The 21004-nt window shown below is 51.1% G+C and carries 24 protein-coding genes and 1 tRNA gene; 16 read left to right on the forward strand and 9 right to left on the reverse strand.

Going from position 1 to position 21004, the window contains the following annotated elements:
• Entirely contained in the window at positions 1-222 is a 222-nt protein-coding gene (locus EHT87_RS28635) for a PspC domain-containing protein (protein ID WP_124910227.1), read from the reverse strand.
• A gap of 423 nt (positions 223-645) precedes the next feature.
• On the opposite strand from EHT87_RS28635, the gene EHT87_RS28640 reads away from it, so the two are divergent.
• Positions 646-852, forward strand: a complete 207-nt coding sequence (locus tag EHT87_RS28640; protein ID WP_124875441.1) for a cold-shock protein — start codon at positions 646-648, stop codon at positions 850-852.
• 151 nt (positions 853-1003) lie between these two features.
• Here the strand turns inward: EHT87_RS28640 and EHT87_RS28645 are convergent, their stop codons facing one another.
• Together EHT87_RS28645 and lysS are read right to left on the reverse strand one after the other, a co-directional pair.
• The gene (locus EHT87_RS28645) at positions 1004-1465 is read right to left on the reverse strand and encodes a 3-oxoacyl-ACP synthase (protein WP_124910228.1); all 462 of its coding nucleotides are present in this window, start codon (positions 1463-1465) and stop codon (positions 1004-1006) included.
• Between the two features lie 12 nt (positions 1466-1477).
• On the reverse strand, positions 1478-3208 hold the full coding sequence (lysS, locus tag EHT87_RS28650; RefSeq protein ID WP_124910229.1) for a lysine--tRNA ligase: 1731 nt from the start codon (positions 3206-3208) through the stop codon (positions 1478-1480).
• Positions 3209-3400: 192 nt separating this feature from the next.
• Between lysS and EHT87_RS28655 the strand changes: the two genes are divergently transcribed.
• From EHT87_RS28655 to EHT87_RS28665, 3 genes are all read left to right on the forward strand, one after another.
• The gene (locus tag EHT87_RS28655) at positions 3401-3808 is read left to right on the forward strand and encodes a GxxExxY protein (RefSeq protein ID WP_124910230.1); all 408 of its coding nucleotides are present in this window, start codon (positions 3401-3403) and stop codon (positions 3806-3808) included.
• A gap of 153 nt (positions 3809-3961) precedes the next feature.
• The gene (locus tag EHT87_RS28660; RefSeq protein WP_124910231.1) at positions 3962-4813 is read left to right on the forward strand and encodes an SPFH domain-containing protein; all 852 of its coding nucleotides are present in this window, start codon (positions 3962-3964) and stop codon (positions 4811-4813) included.
• Positions 4814-4922: 109 nt separating this feature from the next.
• Positions 4923-5102 (forward strand): type II toxin-antitoxin system antitoxin, encoded by a 180-nt coding sequence (locus tag EHT87_RS28665; protein WP_124910232.1) that lies wholly within the window; start codon positions 4923-4925, stop codon positions 5100-5102.
• On the opposite strand, the gene EHT87_RS28670 is transcribed toward EHT87_RS28665, so the two are convergent.
• The gene (locus EHT87_RS28670; RefSeq protein ID WP_124910233.1) at positions 5099-5941 is read right to left on the reverse strand and encodes a type III pantothenate kinase; all 843 of its coding nucleotides are present in this window, start codon (positions 5939-5941) and stop codon (positions 5099-5101) included. The genes EHT87_RS28665 and EHT87_RS28670 overlap by 4 nt on opposite strands.
• A 182-nt stretch (positions 5942-6123) precedes the next feature.
• Between EHT87_RS28670 and EHT87_RS28675 the strand changes: the two genes are divergently transcribed.
• The 6 genes from EHT87_RS28675 to EHT87_RS28700 all read left to right on the forward strand — a co-directional run bounded on the left by EHT87_RS28675 (position 6124) and on the right by EHT87_RS28700 (position 10944).
• A complete protein-coding gene (locus EHT87_RS28675) occupies positions 6124-7365 on the forward strand; it encodes a serine hydrolase domain-containing protein (RefSeq protein ID WP_124910234.1) in 1242 nt (413 codons plus the stop codon).
• A 132-nt stretch (positions 7366-7497) separates the two neighbouring features.
• Complete coding sequence (locus tag EHT87_RS28680; RefSeq protein ID WP_124910235.1) at positions 7498-7974, forward strand: Panacea domain-containing protein; 477 nt, start codon at positions 7498-7500, stop codon at positions 7972-7974.
• Entirely contained in the window at positions 7961-8323 is a 363-nt protein-coding gene (locus EHT87_RS28685; RefSeq protein WP_124910236.1) for a hypothetical protein, read from the forward strand. The genes EHT87_RS28680 and EHT87_RS28685 overlap by 14 nt, the downstream gene beginning before the upstream one ends.
• A gap of 359 nt (positions 8324-8682) precedes the next feature.
• Positions 8683-9663 (forward strand): DUF4886 domain-containing protein, encoded by a 981-nt coding sequence (locus EHT87_RS28690; RefSeq protein ID WP_124910237.1) that lies wholly within the window; start codon positions 8683-8685, stop codon positions 9661-9663.
• Positions 9664-9893: 230 nt separating this feature from the next.
• Positions 9894-10115, forward strand: coding sequence for a phage holin family protein (locus EHT87_RS28695; protein ID WP_124910238.1), 222 nt, complete (start codon positions 9894-9896; stop codon positions 10113-10115).
• Positions 10096-10944, forward strand: coding sequence for a prohibitin family protein (locus EHT87_RS28700; protein ID WP_124910239.1), 849 nt, complete (start codon positions 10096-10098; stop codon positions 10942-10944). The genes EHT87_RS28695 and EHT87_RS28700 overlap by 20 nt, the downstream gene beginning before the upstream one ends.
• A 79-nt stretch (positions 10945-11023) precedes the next feature.
• Here EHT87_RS28700 and EHT87_RS28705 read toward each other — a convergent pair.
• Positions 11024-11094, reverse strand: a tRNA-Gln gene (locus EHT87_RS28705).
• A gap of 266 nt (positions 11095-11360) precedes the next feature.
• On the opposite strand from EHT87_RS28705, the gene EHT87_RS28710 reads away from it, so the two are divergent.
• Positions 11361-11600, forward strand: coding sequence for a hypothetical protein (locus EHT87_RS28710; RefSeq protein WP_124910240.1), 240 nt, complete (start codon positions 11361-11363; stop codon positions 11598-11600).
• Between the two features lie 93 nt (positions 11601-11693).
• Here EHT87_RS28710 and EHT87_RS28715 read toward each other — a convergent pair whose 3' ends face one another.
• From EHT87_RS28715 to EHT87_RS28730, 4 genes are all read right to left on the reverse strand, one after another.
• On the reverse strand, positions 11694-12479 hold the full coding sequence (locus EHT87_RS28715) for a response regulator (protein ID WP_124910241.1): 786 nt from the start codon (positions 12477-12479) through the stop codon (positions 11694-11696).
• Between the two features lie 5 nt (positions 12480-12484).
• A complete protein-coding gene (locus EHT87_RS28720) occupies positions 12485-14287 on the reverse strand; it encodes a histidine kinase dimerization/phosphoacceptor domain -containing protein (protein WP_124910242.1) in 1803 nt (600 codons plus the stop codon).
• Positions 14288-14529: 242 nt separating this feature from the next.
• A complete protein-coding gene (gene fabD, locus EHT87_RS28725) occupies positions 14530-15429 on the reverse strand; it encodes an ACP S-malonyltransferase (RefSeq protein ID WP_124910243.1) in 900 nt (299 codons plus the stop codon).
• Positions 15430-15564: 135 nt separating this feature from the next.
• Complete coding sequence (locus EHT87_RS28730) at positions 15565-15957, reverse strand: thiol-disulfide oxidoreductase DCC family protein (protein ID WP_124910244.1); 393 nt, start codon at positions 15955-15957, stop codon at positions 15565-15567.
• A 225-nt stretch (positions 15958-16182) separates the two neighbouring features.
• On the opposite strand from EHT87_RS28730, the gene EHT87_RS28735 reads away from it, so the two are divergent.
• The 5 genes from EHT87_RS28735 (at position 16183) to EHT87_RS28755 (ending at position 20923) form a co-directional block, all read left to right on the forward strand.
• Positions 16183-16917, forward strand: coding sequence for a succinate dehydrogenase cytochrome b subunit (locus EHT87_RS28735; RefSeq protein WP_124910245.1), 735 nt, complete (start codon positions 16183-16185; stop codon positions 16915-16917).
• A 75-nt stretch (positions 16918-16992) separates the two neighbouring features.
• Positions 16993-18930 carry a fumarate reductase/succinate dehydrogenase flavoprotein subunit gene (locus tag EHT87_RS28740; protein ID WP_124910540.1) on the forward strand — a complete coding sequence of 646 codons (1938 nt, stop codon included), beginning with the start codon at positions 16993-16995 and terminating at the stop codon, positions 18928-18930.
• 39 nt (positions 18931-18969) lie between these two features.
• Positions 18970-19722 carry a succinate dehydrogenase/fumarate reductase iron-sulfur subunit gene (locus tag EHT87_RS28745; RefSeq protein ID WP_124910246.1) on the forward strand — a complete coding sequence of 251 codons (753 nt, stop codon included), beginning with the start codon at positions 18970-18972 and terminating at the stop codon, positions 19720-19722.
• Between the two features lie 168 nt (positions 19723-19890).
• Entirely contained in the window at positions 19891-20151 is a 261-nt protein-coding gene (locus tag EHT87_RS28750) for a GlsB/YeaQ/YmgE family stress response membrane protein (protein WP_124910247.1), read from the forward strand.
• Between the two features lie 103 nt (positions 20152-20254).
• Positions 20255-20923, forward strand: a complete 669-nt coding sequence (locus tag EHT87_RS28755; protein WP_124910248.1) for a TetR/AcrR family transcriptional regulator — start codon at positions 20255-20257, stop codon at positions 20921-20923.
• Positions 20924-21004: the final 81 nt, after the last annotated feature.

Here is a 21004-nt window from a genome sequence, read left to right on the forward strand (position 1 = left end):
CTATAATTCCCAAATAGTAGGATTATTATGACGGCGGAGGTGTTTGTTCATCTCCATCCAAAAAGCCATGATCAGATACAGCACCACTGGCGAGCCCAGGGTGAGGCACGATGTATAAATAAAATACAGACGAATGCTACTGGCCGAGATATTCATCATCTCGCCTAATTTTGTGCAAACGCCAAATGCCTGGCTTTCGACGAAATACCTGAGTTTATTCATAGCAGTAACACTCCTGATAATCAGTATAAAGCCGCCGGAAGAACAGCTTACCTTCTTTTCCCCGGACAACGGCTCTGATCGTTTACCAAATATACATTGGACGAACTGAATCAACAATTTCGGCAACGATTTGTTTCAGCTATTTATTTAGTGGCAAAGTCTTTATATTTTATTAAATCTTCAAATAGGACAATTAAAATCGAAGAGAATTGTTTAAAAATTCGTAACAATTTTTGTTACTTTGTGTTTACTAAGGCGTTGTCTTAAAAAAGTTACGATATTTTTGCTATTCAACAAAGTCAATGCATAGACGGTCTGTTCCATCCGTATCGCCACTTTCGTGTGTTAACCTGGAACCTGTTTGAAGACTTTTGTTAAGAATACTCCAGTCAGTAATGTTTTATTTTTAATTTTTTAAGTTTTATGCAAACAGGTGTTGTCAAATTTTTCAACGAGAGCAAAGGCTACGGGTTCATCGTCGAAGATGATACGAACCGTGACATTTTCGTGCACATTACTGGCCTGAATGGTACAACTATTCGGGAAACAGACCGGGTCTCTTTCGAAGTAATCGAAGGGAAAAAAGGCCTTAATGCCGTAAAGGTTAAAAAACTGGAAGGAGCCTATTGAAAAACCACTCCTTCGCAAACATAAAAACCCCGGTCGTATGACCGGGGTTTTTGTTGTTTTAAGAGAAGTGAGAAGCTAGAAATAAGAGTATAGACAAGAGAGTAAAGACTCCTTGTCGAATTCTTGTCTTTTCTCTCTCGTCTTTTCTCTTTCATCTGACCTCAACAATCCGAATCGGTTTTCCGTTAAAAACGACTTCGTCATCGGCCTTGACATGGTTTAACCGGGCGGCAATCGGCGAAGCCGCCGAAATCGCAAAGTAATCGGTTTGATCCACCGTAATTTTTCCGGCGCTGATGGCGATGAAATAATTTCCCTGGCTGGTGAGTACCAGACTCCCCGGCTGAACAATCGAATACGGTTTTCCCGCATCAATTCCCCCCAGTTCCTGCTCCAGCCTGCGGGCTTCAGCCAGTTGCTGGGCGTGGCGGTCGCGCTCGATCTGCGCCATCGCCCGACCGGTTTCGTACTTGTCGCCCGCGCTGCTTTTCGATTCCTCGTTGGCCGCCGACTGGGCGGCTTCCATGGCGGTTTTGGCCGTTTCGATGCGCTGGGCGACGTATTGGCGGCAACGGTCAAAAAGCGTTTGTTTAACGGTGGCGTAATCAATCATGGGCGGTTTTGATCATTGACCCGTCCAGCTTTTTACCTGGTCCAGCGTCGGCATCGTCACGTCCAGTTTCAGTTTCTTCCGCATCCCGCCCAGATCGTTGAAAATCTTGTTGGCATTTGCACCGTTCAACTGGCTGACGTGCTGAAAACCCATCTTCTGCAAGGCCGGAATCCAGCCCGCCGGAATGCCCAATTGCTCGTAGTCGGCATCGGTCGACAGTTCTATTTTCTTCTCGGGACGCATTTGCGGGAAAAACAGCACATCCTGAATCGACGGCTGGTTGGTCATGATCATCGCCAGCCGGTCGATGCCCAGGCCGACGCCCGCCGTGGGTGGCATCCCGTATTCGAGGGCCCGCAGAAAATCTTCGTCCATCGCCATCGCTTCCTCATCACCGCGTTTGGCCAGTTCGAGTTGTTCCTCAAACCGGGCGCGCTGGTCGAGCGGATCGTTCAGCTCCGAATACGCGTTCGCAATTTCTTTCCCGTTGCAAATGGCCTCAAACCGCTCGACCAGCCCCGGTTTGCTCCGGTGTTTCTTGGTCAACGGCGACATCTCGACCGGATAATCCGTAATGAACGTCGGCTGAATCAGATTGGCTTCCACCGCTTCGCCAAACAGTTCGTCGATGAGTTTGGATTTTCCCATTGAACTGTCGGTTTTGATGCCCCGGCTTTCGGCCACCGCCCGCAGTTCGTCTTCGCCCATCGCCGATACATCGACGCCCGTATATTCCTGAATGGCTTCGAACATGGTCAGGCGTTTCCAGGGGCGCTGAAAATTGATGATTTTATCGCCCACCGGCAGTTCCGTCGTTCCGTGCAGGTCCATCGCAATCTTCTCGACCATTTCCTCGATCAGATCCATCATCCAGTTGTAATCCTTATAGGCGACATACAATTCGACCTGCGTGAACTCCGGATTGTGAAACCGGCTCATGCCTTCGTTGCGAAAATCTTTGGCAAATTCGAACACGCCATCGTAACCACCGACGATTAACCGCTTCAGATATAGCTCGTTGGCAATCCGCAGGTAGAGCGTCATGTCGAGCGTATTGTGGTGCGTGCGGAAAGGCCGGGCGGCCGCGCCCCCGTGAATGGGTTGCAGAATCGGCGTTTCGACTTCCAGATACCCGTGGTTGCTCAGAAACGTCCGGATCGAGTTGACCAGTTTGGTCCGCTGAACGAAGGTATTTCGAACGTCCGGATTGACGATCAAATCGACATACCGCTGGCGATAGCGTTGTTCGGGGTCCGAAAAAGCATCGTAGGTTTGTTTATTGCCCTGTTCGTCAACGACTTCCTTCACCACCGGCAACGGCCGCAGCGATTTGGTCAGCAGTTTGAACTCGGTAACGTGAATGGAGATTTCGCCGGTTTGGGTCGTAAACACGTAACCCTTGACGCCGATGATGTCGCCAATATCCAGCAATTTCTTGAAAACCGTGTTGTAGAGCGTCTTGTCTTCGTCGGGGCACAGGTCGTCGCGCCGGAAATACAACTGAATCCGGCCCGTGGCGTCCTGCAATTCCGCAAACGAAGCGGAACCCATGATGCGGAATCCCATCAACCGGCCGGCGATGGCGATGCTTTTATAGTCGGTTTTGTTCCGTTCGTAATTTTTATGAATGTCGGCCGCCGTAACGTTGACTTCGAATAATTCGGCGGGATACGGGTCAATGCCCATCCGCATCAGTTCCTCGCGCTTGTTGCGCCGGGTTATCTCCTGTTCGCTCAGTATCATCTTGAAGTAAAAAAAGATTTGCAAATATAGGGGATTGGAACACGGATTCAGCGGATTGAACGGATTCGAACGGATTACTTTATCCGTGAAATGGTGGATGGGAACGCGGATTCAACGGATGGAGCCGATTGAAACGGATTACTTTATCTGTGAAAATCCGTCTAATCGGTTAAATCCGTGTTCCCATCCACCATGCTGCTTCACCAAAATCTAACCGACGCCATTCTGAAAGCCTATTTTAACGTGTACAATACACTCGGCTACGGCTTTTTAGAAAAAGTTTACGAGAATGCCCTATTGATTGAATTAAGGCGGCAAAAACTGGATTGTGTCAGCCAGCAATTGATCAAAGTTTACTACCAGAAGATCGAAGTGGGTTCCTACTTTGCTGATATCGTGGTGAATAACACCGTTATCCTTGAGCTGAAAGCCGCTGAAGGATTAGCCGTAGAGCATGAGTGTCAATTGCTGAATTATCTGAAAGCTACCCGGATGGAAGTAGGTCTGCTTCTCAATTTTGGTAAAAAACCGGAATTTCGACGGAAAGTCTTCCAAAATCAGTTCAAATCGCTTGATAGGAACGCGGATTCAGCGGATTAAACGGATTACACAGATTCATAAAAAATCCGTTTGAATCCGTTTAATCTGTCCAATCCGCGTTCCCATCAATCTCCGGCCGTTCATCCAAAAAATAGAAGCATTTATTCAAAATATTTGCTACTATTGTGCTATCAAAATAATATCATAAAAGCCATGAATGAAAAGAACCTTACCTCCACTTCCGGCTACATTCTGTTGCCCATAGCCCTTGTTCTGCTGGGAATCTCAGCCTATAGCCTTATTTCTGGTGTAATTTTTCTTAGCGGAATCTGCTTCTTCGCTGCCATTTTTATCCTGAGCGGTCTGGTCGTGATCAATCCGAAGGAGGGCGTTGTCACCACATTCTTCGGCGACTACATGGGCACGATGCGCCAAACCGGTCTCTGGTGGGTAATTCCATTTTACGGCCGGAAAAAAATCAGCCTGCGCGCCCGCAACCTGAACGGCCAAACGCTGAAGGTGAACGACAAAATGGGAAATCCCATCGAAATTGCGGCCGTTGTGGTCTGGCAAGTGGCCGATAGTGCCAAGGCCTTGTTTGAAGTCGATGATTACCATATGTTTGTCCAGATTCAGTCGGAAGCCGCCGTGCGGCATCTGGCCAGTACCTGTGCGTACGACAGCATGGAAGACGGTGAGGCTACGGTTACGCTCCGCGACAGCACCGGCCAGATCAACGTCTTGCTGGAGCAGGAACTGAACGAGCGGCTCGAACGCGCCGGGGTCGATGTGCTCGAAGCCCGGATCAGCCACCTGGCCTATGCCCCCGAAATTGCCGGAGCAATGCTGCAACGCCAGCAGGCCACGGCGGTGGTATCGGCCCGGAAGCAGATTGTGGAAGGGGCCGTCGGGATGGTTGAAATGGCGCTGGCCCGGCTGGCCGAAAAAGGCGTGGTGCATCTGGACGAAGAACGCAAAGCCGCGATGGTCAGCAACTTACTGGTCGTTCTCTGCGGGGAGAAATCCGTCAGCCCCGTCGTCAACGCCGGAACCCTTTATAATTAAAAGTTAAGAATGAAGAGTTAAGAGGTAAGAGGTAAGGGTTTTTAGGCGGCGTCCAGCAGCGCGCGGCAGTAAACTCTTCACTTTTAACTCTTAACTCTTAACTAAAAAAATGGCTGCGGAGAAAAAAGCATTTGTTTTACGGATCAATCCCGATACGCTGAAGGAACTCGAACGCTGGGCGCAGGAAGAGTTTCGGAGCGTGAACGGGCAGATTGAGTATGTCCTCAATGAAGCATTGAAAAAACGAAAAAAAAGCCCGAATCCGGATAAGAATGTACCCACGGACTAAACGGGGGCGCCCGCCGGTCCCTGGGTGCGGAGGCCGATTTCCCGAATACCGTCGAGAGTTAAGTTAGGAATAATCTCCAGAAAGTCAGTGCTTAATGTCGGGATCGCAGTTGCCATACCGCCCGTTGCGATGGCCAGGCAATCCCCGTTCAGTTCCGCCCGAATGCGGTTGATGAGCGACCGAACCAGCCCTTCATAGCCCAGGACAACACCCGCCTGAATCGCGTGGGCGGTGCTGGTTCCCAGTGCCGAATCGGGCATCACCAGCGGAACTTCGGGCAATTGGGCCGTGGTAGAAAACAACGAGCGCACGGCGGTTTTCAGCCCCGGCGCGATGGCAATACCGAGCATCTTTCCTTCGGCAGAGACGGTGGTGAAGGTCAGCGCCGTTCCAAAATCGACCACCACACAGTTTTGTTTATACCGTAAATGCGCGGCCATGGCGTTGGCAACCAGATCGGTTCCGATGGCGTAGGGCCGCAGAATCTGGAGCGGCAGCGCGTGGTAGATAGCCGGGCCAACCACAACCGGCTCCTGACCAAAAAGCCGGGTGAGCGTGGTCTTCAGCGTTGGTGTAAGTTCCGGTACCACACTGCTGATGACAACCGAATCGATGGCACTCAGCGGAATATTGGCTTCCAGAAACCACAACCGCAGCAGCCTTTCGTAGCGATCGCGTTCGGTCGGAATGGCATCCGTATCGCCAACCAGCCGGTCGGTCAGGTGAAAAGCCATAGGTTCTTCAACCAGCGAACGCGTCCGCCAGACGTGTCGCCACTGCTGCTGATCGTATAAACCAAAGACGGTATCTGAATTGCCTGCATCGACGGCGAGGAACATAAGAGATAGGGTATATCTGAAGAATTTGCAAAGATAGTACGAAACCCGGTTTTGAAAATTAAGTCGCGGTGCAAAATCACAGGGAGCATTTGGTGGACGTTACCCGATAAATCAGTATTTTTCGTTGATTGATTTGGGTCGACCGCACCATTTAACCCCGTTTTTACGACCAATCCTCTGCTATGATACTCAAAACGACTCATCGGGTTACGGGTATTGGGTTGCTCCTGCTGCTGGGATTGAATCTCAATAGCTGTCGAAAAGGCGATGACGACGTGACGCCCGGTCAGCAACTAACCTGGTTTGATTCGTTCGGGAAAGCACTCAATGATTCGCTGAAAGCCAAATCGATCGGCTACGGTTTTGTGATTTTGGAAAAAGGGGTCGTGCGGGCGTCGGGAAGTGGCGGTCTGAAATCCCGGGCGACCGAGCCGGAAGGGGAGAAGGCCTTTACGCTGGATACCAAAATGCACATCGCCAGTATGAGCAAAACCATTGCCACGATGGCATTTCTGCATCTGGCCGCCGAAAAAGGCCTAAAAACCACCGACCGAATCGCGCCCTATCTGCCGCCTTCCTGGATAAAGGGCGAAAATATCGGCCAGATTACGTTCCGGGATTTGATGACACACCGGAGCGGTATCATCGGTTTAGGCAATACGTGTGTCAACGGGGCTTTTTCGGAAAATATCTATCCGGGTTTCAAGCAGCTCATCGAGAAAGGTGTCAGAACGACGAACCGGGGAAATTACTGTTACCAGAACGCTAATTTTGGTTTGTTCCGGGTTCTAATCCCGGCTATTTTAGGCTATCAATTTACCGGAAACGATACTACCGACGACCAGCAAACGCAACAGCGGTTTATCGAATACGTTCAGAAGAACGTATTTGAAAAAGCGGGACTTACCAATGTTGTCGCCAACCAGCCCACGAGTAATCCAACCTACGCCTATTCGTATCCCGCCAGCGGAATAACCGGCTGGAATCCGGGTAATTTCACCAACACCGTCGGCGCTTATGGCTGGCATTTGACTCCTTCGGAAGCCGGGAAATTGTTCGCAACGGTCTTGTCTACTACCGATCAAAGCGTGTTGACAACGGCCTGGAAAGATACGCTGTTTACGAACCGGCTGGGCAATTTTGCCGGTACCACCTCAACGGGACCCATCACCTACCACGACGGCTGGTGGTTTCTGAAATTGGCTCAGTACCAGGGGATTCGTACCATCTGGATGAAGTTTCCCGATGACGTGATGGCGGTTTTGTTTGTGAATGCGCTCCACAGCTCGCGGGGCAATTTTCCGAGCGACGATGGCACCGATATTGTGGCCTATCTGAGCCGGGCGTATACGCTGACCCGGCAGATGAAGGGCGGTCGGCAGATGGCCGGACGATTGATTCTGGAACACCCCGAACCGCACTGATTCGACCCGCCAAAGGGTGGAAATTAACGCGGTTCGTTGTATCTTTACTTATTGATTTTCAGGAGATGAGGATTGTTTCGCAGACGGAATCACCGGCGGCAACCTGATAAGTAAACAATAGATAGTAACCGTATGTACCCGGCATTGCTAATTGCCAGACAGTTTATAAACAAGGGCATCGCTGAAGGCCGGCCCTTGACGCCGATGAAGCTCCAAAAGCTCATTTACATGGCGCACGGGTTGCATTTGGCCCGGCATGAAAAACCGCTGATTGCCGAACAAGTACAGGCGTGGTCGTATGGGCCCGTTATTCCCGACGTGTATACCCGCTTCAAACGGTTTGGGAATAACCCGATTACGACGCCGATTCCGACCAACGACTGGGACGAAGAACTCGACCGGCAGGCGCAGGATTCCATCAATTTTGCCTGGGATATTGCCAAAGATTACAATGCCATTCAGCTTTCCAACTGGACGCACGTCGAGGGCTCGCCCTGGTATCAGTCGGTTAGTCGCAACGGAGACGGCACAATTGAGCAGGAGCCCATCGATAATGAGTTGATTAAGGACTATTTCACCGAAATTATCAGACGCGATGTCGGAGAATGAAGGCAGTGAAAAAGCGAAAGAAAATTTTCGGAAGCTGATCGAATCGTCGTCGACTAATCCGCTCAACAGCGGGCTTTCCCAAAACGAATTTGAGCAGTACGACAAGGAAGAACGCCGGACGCGGCTGGCCGGGCTGGCGCAGGATATTCAGGAGCGGAAGAAATTCGCCCAATGGATTTTCTGGATGGTGGTTTTCTGGCTGGTCGTGATTCTGGGCATTATCATTGCCGAAGGACTGCATTATCTGGATATTCCGCAGGCCGTGACCATCGCTCTGATTGGCTCCACGACGGTTAACGTAACGGCCTTTTTCGTCATTGTAACGAAGTATTTATTTCCGGGCAAGTGACGGTTTCGGGATTATCTAATACTTACGCCTAAATCCCGAAACGTCGGCCCGGCCTCAAGGGGACTTTTTGCCTTCGGTTTTTATCTGTCCCGTTTCTCTTTAGGCCGGTTCGATGTTTCGGGATTTAAGAAGTTTGTTATGAATTCCGAACGCATTTGCGCCGGATGGGGCTGCCTGTCAATAGAAAATTGCGGCCAAATGCAGTCCTGAAGCTCCGGAGGAGCGCCCTCATCCGCTATTTATTCCTAAGATTCTACTAACTGGAGGCTCCTCAGGAACCCATTTGCCGTAATTCACGGTAGTATAAAAGCGCGTTTCCGGCCTTTCTCCGGAATCTACTGCTTTTTAATTCGCCCAAAATGGTTTTCAATACCACTGATTTTCAGCTTCGTAAATTATCCTTAACGATCGTATTTTTCCTGCTGCTATTCGTCAGCCGGATAGCGGTTTCCCAAACTGCGAGCCCGCCGGCTTCCGGCGCAAAAAAGAATGAAAAACCGCTGCATCTTTTTCTGATTGGCAACAGCTTTTCCGGCAACGCGGCCAAATACCTCCGGGAATTGAGCGAAGAAGGCGGTCACGGTTTGATCATTGGCCGCGCCGAGTTAGGCGGTTGTTCGCTGCAACGACACTGGGAACTGGTTGAAGCCGCCGAGGCCAATCCGGAGGATCCGAAAGGGAAGGCCTACAACGGAAAATCGCTGAAAATGCTGCTTTCCGAAGGCACTTGGGATGTCGTTACGCTGCAACAATATTCCATGCTTTCGGGCGATGTGGAAACGTACCGGCCCTACGCGAAGAAACTGTATGACTACATCAAAACGTTGCAGCCTTCGGCGCGAATCGTATTTCACCAAACCTGGGCCTACCGCTCGGACGCTGATGGCTTTGGACAGATCGCGGCCGGAAAACTGGCTCAAAGCGAAAAGGAAATGTGGGAAAATTCGCGGGCGGCCTACCACACCATTGCCCGTGAGCTGGGGGCGGCTGTCATTCCCGTTGGCGATGCGTTCTGGCGGCTCAGTTCCGATAAAAAATGGCGCTACCAGAAAGATGCCGGTTTTGATTTCGAAAAACCGCAACCGCCCCATCTGCCAAATCAGACTCATTCCCTGCATGTGGGCTACAGTTGGAATAACGCGAAGCTGGCCTTTGATTCTCACCACGCCAGTGCCGCCGGCTGCTACCTGGGGTCGTTGGTCTGGTACGGTTTTCTGTTCAATGAATCGCCGGTCAAGCTAACGTTTGTGCCCGAGGGCGTTCCCGCCGATTTTGCCGCACAAGTGAGAAAAACCGCCTGGTCGACGGTAAAAGCCGTTGGCAAGGGCGTTGAGAAATAGCGGGTAAAGAGAAAAACTGGCGATAAAAATCAGCCGGTGATGATCACGCATCACCGGCTTTTTTGTGGCCATTTGGTTGGCGTTCCCTATTTCAACCCGAATTAGAGCCGCCTGTAATGCAAAAGTCACAACCAGTAAAACAACCCTCTGAGCAATCCCAACGATCGGTAAATTACCGCCGAATTGACAACAGAAACCATAAACCAAGTTCAATTCATAACCTGACATGTATGATGGATATTAAATCAGTTGTCCGCTATTTGATGGTTCTGGTTGCCAGTTTTTTTATTCTCAACTGGACGTTCGATTTATTAAACCGGGCTAATTCATTCCTGAACTTCGCTGGTTTTCTGCTCATTACCGCCTGGATTCTGGTAGTGATTGGCACGAAAGGCTTTAAAAGAATCCCTCTTAAAAATCAAAACCACAACAATGGAAACACTTCCGCGTAAACGTTTGGTTACCATCGGTATTAGTATTGTCATTTTCCTGATTCTCTTCACGTTCATTGGCCGGTTTTATACCCGGATCGATGCCGGACACGTTGGACTGAAGATCAATATGTCCGGTTCTGATCGGGGCGTGAGCGACATTACGGAGGTGACCGGTTTTGTCTGGTATATTCCCTGGCTGACTAAAATTGAAGAATTTCCGACGTTTACCCAAACGGTCGATTACCAGCCGTTCACGGTCAATACCAACGACGGGGCGTCCTTTACGGTGGACCCCACGCTGACGTATCACCCCAACCCGGCGGAGGTTCCCCAGATTTACCGGCAATACCGCCGGCCTTTGCCGCTTTTGGAGCAAACCATCATCCGGAACATGGTATTTGATGCGTATCGCCTGACGACCAATGAGTTTAAATCCGATAGTCTGGTGGGGCAGCGGGCGCGGTTTGAGGCCAAAGTGGAAGCCGAGTTGCGTAAATCCCTCAAGGAAGACGGATTTATTTACGAGCGCCTGACTTCCGCCGTAACACCACCGCCTTCGTTACAGGCGGCAATCGATGCTAAAAATACCGCCGTTCAAACGGCTATGGCACTTCGGAATAAAATTGAGTCGGAGAAAGCACAGGCCGAAATCGCCATTACCCGCGCAACCGGAGCCGCCAGAGCGCGCTTGATCAATGCACAGGCTGAATCGGAAGCCAACACGCTGAAACAACGTACGTTAACGCCGATGCTGATTCAGCAGCAATGGATCGAGAAATGGGACGGAAAGCTTCCCACTACCTCGACCGGGTCGGCCAATTTGATGCTGGGAATTAGCCCTAAATAAATTCGGTGTCGATTTGACTGACAACGCCCAAAAGCAAAAGCCGCTAATTCGTAACGAGTTAGCGGCTTTTTATTGTCAGTTGCCGGGGAAGGATTCGAACCCTCACAAACAGAACCAAAATCTGTCGTCCTACCCTTAGACGACCCGGCAATTGCGAGTGCAAAGATAGCGGTTCTGCTCGAAAAAAAGCAAGAAGCCTTTGAAAAAAGTTAAGAATTATGAGTGAAACCTGAAGAGGTGCCGATTTTCGACCCTTTACTCCATCCTTTCCGTCGTTTGCCTACAAAACCGGGCCGTTGGCCTACATCCTTACTTTTCGCCTTATTTCAGGGCTTACTTTTGAATCATCGACCGGGCTAACCGGCTTTTGATCAACGGTTTTCTAAACTTATTACCATTCAAATCTTCAAATTACCATGAAACGTTTACGCAAACTTGCCTTAATAGTAACGATGGCCCTGGCCGTCACGCCCGGTTTTTCAGGATCGTTAGGAACGATAACGCAGGGGCAACCGAAAGAAAAGACAATAGAATCGGGTGCGCAGACCGCTTCCACTACGCACGATGTGATCGATGAGATTTCGCGGCTCATCATGGAGATGATGAGAAAAATGCAGGAAATGATGACACCGCAAAAAACAATCACCAGAGTCTGAGATCCCCGGTGTTTTGCCGACATGTCAAGCCAAAAAGAACGTGCTTCCGAAGCACGTTCTTTTTGGCTTTGTAGTTTGATGTTGCCTACTGAATCAGAAAGACGGAAAATGCTGCATGAAACCCGATTTGTAGTTTCGGCCGAGCGGAAGCGATTGCCCGCCAATCCGAATTTCGGTATCCGAAAATGAATCGATGTGGTCCATATTGACTGCAAACGACCGGTGAATGCGCGCCAGTCGGGGATGGTTCAAGCGTTCCAGAATGGTGCTGAAAGCCTGGCGGATCACGTATTTTTTGCCCGCCGTCACCACGGCCGTATGAATGTCATCGGCCTCCAGATAAAGCACCTCGCGCAGTGGAACCTTGATAAACTGGTAATTCTGTTTGATAAAGAGCATGTCGCCCAGCTTCAGAAAAGGCTCATTCCGATGCGGTTTGGGGTCGGCACTTTCGGGCGTGTGGGCCGGTGGTTCGGTCTGGCTTTGTTCTAAAACCGGTATTCTTGAAAAATTGTTGAGCGCCATTTCGATGGCTAACCGCAGGGCATCGGTATCGAAAGGTTTGGCGATGTAGGCCGCCGGATAGGTTTGCTTGGCCCGCAAAACCGTGTTCCGATCCGTCTGCGACGTGATATAAATCAGCGGAACCGGCCGAATTTTACAGAGTTCTTCACAGGTTTGAATCCCGTCCATTTCCCCACGGATGTTGATGTCGCACAACACCAGATCGACCGGGTGTTCCCGAAAAATCTCAATCGCTTTGCGCCCATTGCTGGCAATACCGGCCACCTGATACCCGTCGTCTTCCAGTTGATCGCTCAAATCCAGCGCCAGAATCCCTTCGTCTTCAATGATTAGAATGCGAATGCGGTTTTCCATCTTTCCTACGCTTGCAAACGAATCTGTGGAATGTATAACCGGAACAAGGTACCATTCTGTTTAGAAAACTCAAACCGCCCTTCGAGTTGTTCGCTGAGCGAGGCAATCAGCCGCTTGCCAAACGACGCGCGGTTGCCCGACTGCTGCCAGTCGGTTGAATCGATGCCGGGGCCATTGTCCTGAACTTCCAGCGTAAGACCGGCTTGGCCGCCGTTTTTTAACAAGGCAATTCGCAGGCGGGGGCGTTTGGCCCCTGAATATGCGTATTTGAACGCATTCGTCGCCAGTTCATTCACAATCAATCCCAGCGGCATGGCCACATCGACATCAAGTTCGGGCTGATCGATCACCAGTTCCAGATCAAATTCGTCGCGCTGGTGACCATACGCCCGCAGCAGGCTTTCGACCAGGTCGGTCAGGTAGTCCCGCATGTTTACGGAAGTCACGTTATCGGTCTGGTATAACCGCTGGTGAATCAGCGCCATGGCTTCGACGCGCTGCTGCCCAACCCGCACGGCCTGCACGGCTTTTTCATCGTCGAGCCGTTTCGATTGTAATTTGAGCAGGGTGGAAACAATCGCCAGGTTATTTTTGACGCGGTGGTGCAACTCCTTCATCATCAGGGCCATCTGGTCCGACTGAAGCCGGATTTTCCGGCGGCTTTCCCGAACCCGGTTATACAATCCGTAGAGCAGCCCGAGCAATACCGTTACCACCACCAGGCCGGCCGTCGAGGCCCAGATCTGGCGGGTTTGTAAGGCATTCGTGGCGGCCAGCAGCTTGATATTATCTTCTTTTTGCTGGGTTTGATACCGGGTTTCCAGTTCGGCAATCTGCTGGTTTTTGGTGGCATTAAACACACTGTCATGACTGGCCATCTGGCGTTGGTAGAACAGCAAAGCCTGGCGGTAATCGCCCCGTTTCTCCCAAATCCGGCTCAAATGCCCGTTTACTTCCTCCAGAACCGCGTGCGATTCGGCTCCGGTCTGTTCGGCCCAAACCAGGGCTTTCCGGCAGGCTTCCTCCGCTTCATCGAGTTTGTTGAGGGGAATCAAGGCATACGGTAAACTGGCATTGGTATAACCTTGTAAAAACGTATCCTTATTTTTGTCGGCATAAGCCAGCACTTGCCGGAACGTCCGTTCCGAGCGGGCAAAGTCACCCCTGTTCTTTTGCAGCAGGCCCGCATTCACCAAAACGCCGTAATAGCTGGGCCAGTCCTTAACGCTCCGGTAATAGTCCAGTACTTTCTGCTGATAAAAAGCCGCCTGCTGATACCGGCGCTGGTGCGATTCCAGGGTGGCCATGTTGTTGTAAAAACTGACCAACAGCGCCGTGTTGCCGATTTGCTGGGCCAGCGTCATTCCCTGATTCAGGTACTGCCGAACCTTGCGGTCGTCATGAAGGCGGTCGTAGCAACTACTGATAAACAACAGGGTGCGGGCCCGGTGGTACTGATTACCGGTTTTCTGAAACGAAGCCAGCGCCCGCTGATACCACGTAATGGCCTGCCCGTAGTCGCCAATCGAATAATGCCAGAAGCCGATCGACCGGTTGCTGATCCCAATCGCATCGACATTCCCCGAGGTCCGGGCAATCGCCAGCGATTGTTCGTAAGCCTGTTTTGCCTGACTAAACAGGCTCCGATTGACCAACGAATCGCCCACGTGCCGAAGCGTCCACAACTTGGTTGAATCCGGAGCGTTTCCCAACGATGCGGGCAACCACGTTGTCTGACTATTGGCCGGATGGATAACCACGAAAGTCAGACCGATGAGTAAAAGTGCGTAGATTTGTCGCACATTCATAACGTTGAGCTAATTGAGACGAATTGATAGGTATTTATTAAAATACAATCTTGTCTGCTAACTACTTGCTAAACGGTCTTGTAAACAGCGATTTCCGGCCGGTTTTTATAAACCGGCCTAATTCTTTTTAAAAACGGGCGGACCTGACCGGCCACAAAAAAGCGCCCGGTTTCGGGCCCGACGAGTGCTGTCGGAGCCTGAAACCGGGCGCTCACAGAAAATGGGTTGTTCGGCGACTCAACTCAAACCGTTACGCCCTGCGTCTCGGCGGTTGGAATGATTTTCTTCACCAGGCCCTGAAGGACTTTTCCCGGTCCACATTCCACAAATACCGTAGCGCCGTCGGCACCCATCGCTTCAACGGATTGCGTCCAGCGAACGGGGGCCGTCAATTGGGCAATGAGGTTGGCTTTGATGGTTTCCACATCCGTTGCCGGTTTGGCGTTCACGTTCTGGTAAATCGGGCAGCGCGGCTGGCTGAACGGCGTCGTTTGAATGGCCTGAGCAAGTTCTTCGCGGGCGGGCTCCATCAGTGGCGAGTGAAAGGCCCCGCCCACCTGCAGCGGCAGCACGCGTTTGGCCCCGGCTTCTTTCAGTTTTTCGCCCGCGATGCGGACGCCCTCAAGTGAGCCGGAAATTACGACCTGACCCGGGCAGTTGTAATTGGCCGGGATGACCACCTCCTTGAAGTTGGATTCAGCAGCTACTTGCAGACAGATCCGCTCGATCGTCGCATCATCCAGCCCCAGCACCGCGGCCATCGTCGACGGGGTTAATTCGCAGGCTTTCTGCATGGCACTGGCCCGTTGAGCCACCAGCCGCAAACCGTCTTCGAACGACAAGCCACCAGCCGCCACCAGGGCCGAAAACTCACCCAGCGAATGCCCGGCAACCATCGAAGGAGCAAAGTCTTCAATGGTCTGGGCCAGAATCACCGAGTGCAAAAAGATGGCGGGCTGTGTGACGTTGGTTTGCTTCAGCTCCTCGTCGGTGCCCTCAAACATGACCTTCGTGATCTCGAATCCCAGAATGTGGTTAGCCTGCTCGAAAAGGTATTTTGCTTTTTCCGATTGCTGGTATAAACCCAGTCCCATACCGGTAAACTGCGCCCCCTGGCCGGGGAAAACATAGGCTTTTTTCATGCGTCTGTGGTTAGATTCGGAACCCGGATTACGCAGAGTGAGGGATTAACCCGGATTATCGTTTTTCATCCTGTCACTCCTTTACGCTGCGGAATCCGGGTTCAGATTTCCGGCAAAGTAACAGGTTCACCGGTTTTATTCCAAAAAACGCGCTTTCAACGCCGGTGTAGGAATGCGGCAGGCGTCTTCCCGACCAAAAAACCGGTAGCGGTTGCGGGCAATCAGATCATACCCAAAATCGCGCAAAAAACGGGGGAGAATTCTGAAAACCGCCAGACCCGGCCAGGCTCCGCTCAACTGCCGGGCAATGGCCAGAGCCGCGTCGGACTTGACGTATGACCGACCCTCTTTGATCAGGACGATACTGTCGACCGGACCGCCCGCGGGCGGATACCGACTGAGTAATTCCCGACCGGTTTTGGACTGTAAAGCGACAAACCGAAAGCGGTTTTGTGGATCATGGTCGATAATGAAATTAACGGCTGAATTACACAAAGTACAGACGCCATCGAAAACAATAATTTCCATTGAATTCTGCTTGAAATAGTCCTATTTCGTTCGGTCAACAGGAGAACAAAATCAGATATCAATCTGTTACCTTGTAAATGGGAATACTCACCTTTTATTAATTCCAAATAAGCGTAAAAAAGCAGGGTTTTTTTGGTTCGAATCGCTTTGTGCAGTAGTTTTGACCTCTACGAATCGGTTAATTTTCAAGCCGGTTTACTAAACAAAAATTTCTTTACACGCTATATGTCTTGGGTAACAACAACACTTTCCAGCACCCTCGGTCGCAAAGTTGTCATGTCGCTGACGGGGCTGTTTTTGTGCACGTTTCTGATTGTCCATCTGGTTGGGAACCTGCAATTGTTCAAAGGTGATGAAGGCCAGTCGTTCAATGAGTACAGCTACTTTATGACCCACAATCCGATCATAAAGACCATTTCCTACCTGCTGTACACTTCGATTATTGTTCATGCACTGATGGCGCTGATTCTGACGCGTCAGAACCAGGCGTCGCGTCCCATTAAGTATGCGTATGCCAAACCGGAGGCCAACAGCCACTGGACGTCGCGCAATATGGGAATTTTAGGCACCGTCCTGCTGGTTTTTATCATCATCCACATGCGGACTTTCTGGTATACGATGCACTTCGGGCCCGTGGTTCTGAATGGCGAAACGATTACGGCGGGAGCCATCCCGGAAGTGACGTACGACGGTGAACCCATCAAAGATCTGTACGCCGTTACGGTTTTTGCCTTCTCTTACCTGTGGTATGTCGCTCTGTACGTTTTATCGATGGCGGCCTTATCGTTTCACCTGGTACACGGTTTTCAAAGTGGCTTCCAAACCTTGGGGTTGCGCCACAAGAAATATTCTCCGCTTATTGAATTTTTGGGCACGTACGTATTTGGAATCATCATTCCGGCCTTGTTTGCCGCCATGCCGGTTTACATCTACCTGAAAGCTCATCATATTCTTTTTTAATCAGAACAGGGTTTTCGAACAAGAATTGAACCGTATCTGTCTATGTTGGACGTATTAGAAGAGAAAGAAACCGGAATTAAGCTGGAGTCAAAAATTCCGGAAGGACCCCTCGCTGAAAAGTGGGCGCGTCATAAATTTAACCTCAAGTTGGTCAATCCGGCCAACAAGCGGAAATTTGAAGTCATCGTTGTCGGAACCGGTTTAGCCGGGGCGTCGGCAGCGGCAGCATTGGCTGAACTGGGCTATAACGTCAAGGCGTTCTGCTTCCAGGACAGCCCCCGCCGGGCACACAGTATTGCGGCCCAGGGCGGTATCAATGCGGCTAAAAACTACCAGAACGACGGCGATAGCATTTTCCGGCTGTTCTACGACACCATCAAAGGCGGTGATTACCGCGCCCGCGAAGGCAATGTGCACCGGCTGGCCGAAGTGAGTGTCAACATCATCGACCAGTGCGTAGCACAGGGTGTTCCTTTTGCCCGTGAATACGGCGGGGCGCTGGCCAACCGGTCGTTTGGGGGTTCGCAGGTATCCCGGACGTTTTATGCGCGGGGCCAAACCGGGCAGCAGTTGCTGCTGGGTGCCTACAGTGCGCTGAGCCGTCAGGTGGCCAACGGAAAAGTAAAACTCTTCCCACGGACGGAAATGCTCGACCTCGTGATCGAAGGCGGGAAAGCGCGCGGGATCATTACCCGGAATCTGATTACCGGTAAAATCGAATCGCACTCGGCGCACGCGGTTTTGCTTTGTACGGGCGGTTATGGCAACGTGTTTTACCTGTCGACCAACGCCATGGGTTCCAACGTGACGGCAGCCTGGCGGGCCCACAAAAAGGGTGCGCTGTTTGCCAATCCGTGCTTTACCCAGATTCACCCGACCTGTATTCCGGTGAAAGGAAACTACCAGTCGAAACTGACGCTGATGTCTGAATCGCTGCGGAACGACGGCCGGGTTTGGGTACCCAAAACGAAAGAAATAGCCGAGAAAGTCCGCAAGGGTGAAATCAAGGCGAAGGATATTAAGGAAGAAGACCGCGATTATTTTCTGGAACGCCGGTATCCGTCGTTTGGAAACCTCGTGCCGCGCGACGTCGCTTCCCGTAATGCCAAAACCGTCTGCGACGAAGGCCGCGGTGTGGCTCCGACGGGTCTGGCGGTGTATCTCGACTTTGCTGATGCCATCAAACGCGACGGTAAAAAGGTGATCGAAGCCAAATACGGTAACCTTTTCGAGATGTACGAGAAAATTGTGGACGATGATCCGTACGAAACGCCGATGAAAATCTACCCCGCTGTTCACTACACGATGGGCGGTTTGTGGGTCGATTACAACCTGATGACGAACATTCCGGGCCTGTATGCGCTGGGTGAAGCCAACTTCTCCGACCACGGTGCCAACCGCCTGGGTGCTTCGGCGCTGATGCAGGGGCTGGCCGACGGTTATTTCGTGATTCCGTACACGCTCGGTGACTACCTGGCGTCGATCGGTTCGGCTGATAAGATCGCGACTACGCATGCGGCTTTCAAGGAAGCGGAGCAGAATGTGCAGAACACGATTACCCGCATGCTGTCGATCAAAGGCGAGAAAACGGCGGAGGAATTCCACCGGCAGCTGGGCCATATCATGTGGGAATACTGCGGAATGGCACGGAATGCCGAAGGGCTGACGAAAGCTAAAAAAATGATTCAGGATCTGCGCCGGGAGTTCTGGAGCAACCTGCGGTTGAGCGGCAGTGATCTGGAGTTGAACCCGGCTTTGGAACAGGCCTCGCGCGTGGCCGACTTTATTGAGCTGGGCGAGCTGATGGTCGATGATGCGCTGAACCGGAACGAATCCTGCGGGGGTCACTTCCGGGAAGAATATTCGACCGAAGACGGTGAAGCCAAACGCGACGACGAGAACTATACGTACGTAGCGGCCTGGCAGTATAAAGGCCCTAATCAGCCGGAAGAACTGCACAAGGAGAAGCTGGTTTTTGAAACCGTCAAGTTGACACAACGGAGTTATAAATAAAGGTATAGGTACTGCCTTACACCTCAGACGTCATACGAAATGAATATTGCCTTAAAAGTCTGGAGACAAAAAAATAGCCAAACACCAGGCAAAATGGTGGATTATAAACTGTCGGATGTTTCGCCGGATATGTCATTTCTGGAAATGTTCGACGTGTTGAATGAAGACCTGTCCCATAAGGGCGAAGAACCGGTTGCGTTCGACCACGACTGCCGGGAAGGTATTTGTGGCTCCTGCTCGATGTATATCAACGGGCGGCCCCACGGTCCGCAAACCGGTACGACAACCTGTCAGTTGCACATGCGGAGCTTCAACGACGGCGATACCATCGTTGTTGAACCCTGGCGGGCGCGCGCTTTCCCGGTCATTAAGGATCTGGTGGTTGATCGGGATGCCTTCGACCGGATTGTGCAGGCCGGCGGGTATGTCTCGGTTAATACCGGTTCGGCCCCGGATGCGAACGAAATCCTGATCCCGCGCGAAACCGCTGATGAAGCGATGGATGCGGCTCAGTGTATCGGGTGTGGTGCCTGCGTGGCGGCTTGCAAAAATGCATCGGCCATGCTGTTCGTAGCGGCTAAAGTATCGCATTTAGCGGTATTGCCACAGGGTCAGGCTGAACACCAGATGCGGGCTGAACGGATGGTGGCGCAGATGGACGCAGAAGGCTTCGGTGCCTGCTCGTTTACAGGGGCCTGTTCGGTGGAATGTCCCAAATCCATTTCCCTGGATCACATTGCCCGCCTGAACCGCGAATATTTGGGGGCGAAACTAACCTCGAACAACGCGTAAGATTTGCTTCAGAGTCTCTTTTGAACGCCCGGCCACCCCGCCGGGCGTTTTTTATGCCTATTACGGGGTCAAAATGTGACTTTACGGGCAATTTGGCGTCATGATAAAACCCTCCTCTCTGACGTGAAAATTCCGAATCTTTCGTCGGTCATGTAAACCTCTGTAACTATGGGAATTCTTCTTTCTATTCTAGTGGGTGCCATAGCCGGTTGGCTGGCCGATCTGGTTTTCAAACGTTTTTCGTTTTCAATCTGGCTTCAGATTTTAATTGGTATTGCCGGCGGTTTTGTGGGGAGCTGGCTGCTGGGAAATGACTTGCAGGTCATGCTTGGCTTACCCGAATTACTAGCCCGCATCCTGACGGCTTTCCTGGGAGCTCTCGTGATTTTGGGTATTGTCGCTCTTGTTAGAAGTCGTCAGAACGGTTGACTCGTTTATTTTGAGGCATAGTGGAAGATTTTTGTAACTTCTATGTGACTTTTTTCAACGACCTGCGTCTGATTAGAGACTGAAAGTTAATCATCTCCCTCCCATGGAAAAATTAAAACGCAATCGGGCGCAAACTTCGCAGAAAATCATCGATGCACTGGAAGAGGTTATTGCCGAGAAAGGTATTGATGGAATCGGTATTAACCGGATTTCTGAAAAAGCCGGTGTGAGTAAAGTGCTTATTTACCGGTATTTTGGTGGTCTGGATGGTTTGCTGACCCATTACATTAAGATGGGGAGATTATTTCCGTTACTCAGTCTGGTTACACTGGAGCAACTGCGTCCGGTACATGAGAACGATTTATCTAAATTGTGGTATAAACAACTGGTTAACACCTATCGGTTTTTTCGGCAATTTCCTGCGGCCTATGAAGTTCTGAAGGCAACGGTAATTGAGGGTAGCCCCATGGCCGATGAAGCCAGTAAAGCCTACGATGAAGAGCTGACGCGCATGGTTGACCAGTTGGCTTACGTAAAAGGAGCTGACTTTCAGGCGGTTTCGGCAATAATGACTGGGGCAATGGCCCATCTGACGCTTATGTCGAAAAATAACCGTTCGGTAATTGGGATCAATTTAACAACTGAAGAAGGCTGGCATCGGATTGAAGAAGCCGTACGGGTCATCTATATCGCCTTGAACCGCATGGCCGTTCAGTCAGAAGAGGTGTCAGTTGACCTCCACCAGACCGGCGTTCCCTCCAATTTCTGGTGATCATGTACCCAGGACTTTAGTCCGTATGATCCTGCATAAGGGGCTACTCACCAGGCTTCATACGGACTAAAATCGGTGGCT

This window comes from Larkinella knui (assembly GCF_003858645.1).
In the GTDB taxonomy this organism is placed as follows: Bacteria; Bacteroidota; Bacteroidia; order Cytophagales; family Spirosomataceae; genus Larkinella; species Larkinella knui.

Bases quoted from the DNA above. Each gene is read 5' to 3' on its own strand.
- EHT87_RS28655 (WP_124910230.1), top strand. From the start codon at position 3,401: ATGCTGCTTCACCAAAATCTAACCGACGCCATTCTGAAAGCCTATTTT.
- EHT87_RS28720 (WP_124910242.1), bottom strand. From the start codon at position 14,287: ATGAATGTGCGACAAATCTACGCACTTTTACTCATCGGTCTGACTTTC.
- EHT87_RS28665 (WP_124910232.1), top strand. From the start codon at position 4,923: ATGGCTGCGGAGAAAAAAGCATTTGTTTTACGGATCAATCCCGATACG.
- EHT87_RS28645 (WP_124910228.1), bottom strand. From the start codon at position 1,465: ATGATTGATTACGCCACCGTTAAACAAACGCTTTTTGACCGTTGCCGC.
- fabD (WP_124910243.1), bottom strand. From the start codon at position 15,429: ATGAAAAAAGCCTATGTTTTCCCCGGCCAGGGGGCGCAGTTTACCGGT.
- EHT87_RS28695 (WP_124910238.1), top strand. From the start codon at position 9,894: ATGATGGATATTAAATCAGTTGTCCGCTATTTGATGGTTCTGGTTGCC.
- EHT87_RS28735 (WP_124910245.1), top strand. From the start codon at position 16,183: ATGTCTTGGGTAACAACAACACTTTCCAGCACCCTCGGTCGCAAAGTT.
- EHT87_RS28710 (WP_124910240.1), top strand. From the start codon at position 11,361: ATGAAACGTTTACGCAAACTTGCCTTAATAGTAACGATGGCCCTGGCC.
- EHT87_RS28755 (WP_124910248.1), top strand. From the start codon at position 20,255: ATGGAAAAATTAAAACGCAATCGGGCGCAAACTTCGCAGAAAATCATC.
- EHT87_RS28685 (WP_124910236.1), top strand. From the start codon at position 7,961: ATGTCGGAGAATGAAGGCAGTGAAAAAGCGAAAGAAAATTTTCGGAAG.
- EHT87_RS28715 (WP_124910241.1), bottom strand. From the start codon at position 12,479: ATGGAAAACCGCATTCGCATTCTAATCATTGAAGACGAAGGGATTCTG.
- EHT87_RS28700 (WP_124910239.1), top strand. From the start codon at position 10,096: ATGGAAACACTTCCGCGTAAACGTTTGGTTACCATCGGTATTAGTATT.
- EHT87_RS28745 (WP_124910246.1), top strand. From the start codon at position 18,970: ATGAATATTGCCTTAAAAGTCTGGAGACAAAAAAATAGCCAAACACCA.
- lysS (WP_124910229.1), bottom strand. From the start codon at position 3,208: ATGATACTGAGCGAACAGGAGATAACCCGGCGCAACAAGCGCGAGGAA.
- EHT87_RS28635 (WP_124910227.1), bottom strand. From the start codon at position 222: ATGAATAAACTCAGGTATTTCGTCGAAAGCCAGGCATTTGGCGTTTGC.
- EHT87_RS28670 (WP_124910233.1), bottom strand. From the start codon at position 5,941: ATGTTCCTCGCCGTCGATGCAGGCAATTCAGATACCGTCTTTGGTTTA.
- EHT87_RS28660 (WP_124910231.1), top strand. From the start codon at position 3,962: ATGAATGAAAAGAACCTTACCTCCACTTCCGGCTACATTCTGTTGCCC.
- EHT87_RS28730 (WP_124910244.1), bottom strand. From the start codon at position 15,957: ATGGAAATTATTGTTTTCGATGGCGTCTGTACTTTGTGTAATTCAGCC.
- EHT87_RS28690 (WP_124910237.1), top strand. From the start codon at position 8,683: ATGGTTTTCAATACCACTGATTTTCAGCTTCGTAAATTATCCTTAACG.
- EHT87_RS28680 (WP_124910235.1), top strand. From the start codon at position 7,498: ATGTACCCGGCATTGCTAATTGCCAGACAGTTTATAAACAAGGGCATC.
- EHT87_RS28675 (WP_124910234.1), top strand. From the start codon at position 6,124: ATGATACTCAAAACGACTCATCGGGTTACGGGTATTGGGTTGCTCCTG.
- EHT87_RS28750 (WP_124910247.1), top strand. From the start codon at position 19,891: ATGGGAATTCTTCTTTCTATTCTAGTGGGTGCCATAGCCGGTTGGCTG.
- EHT87_RS28640 (WP_124875441.1), top strand. From the start codon at position 646: ATGCAAACAGGTGTTGTCAAATTTTTCAACGAGAGCAAAGGCTACGGG.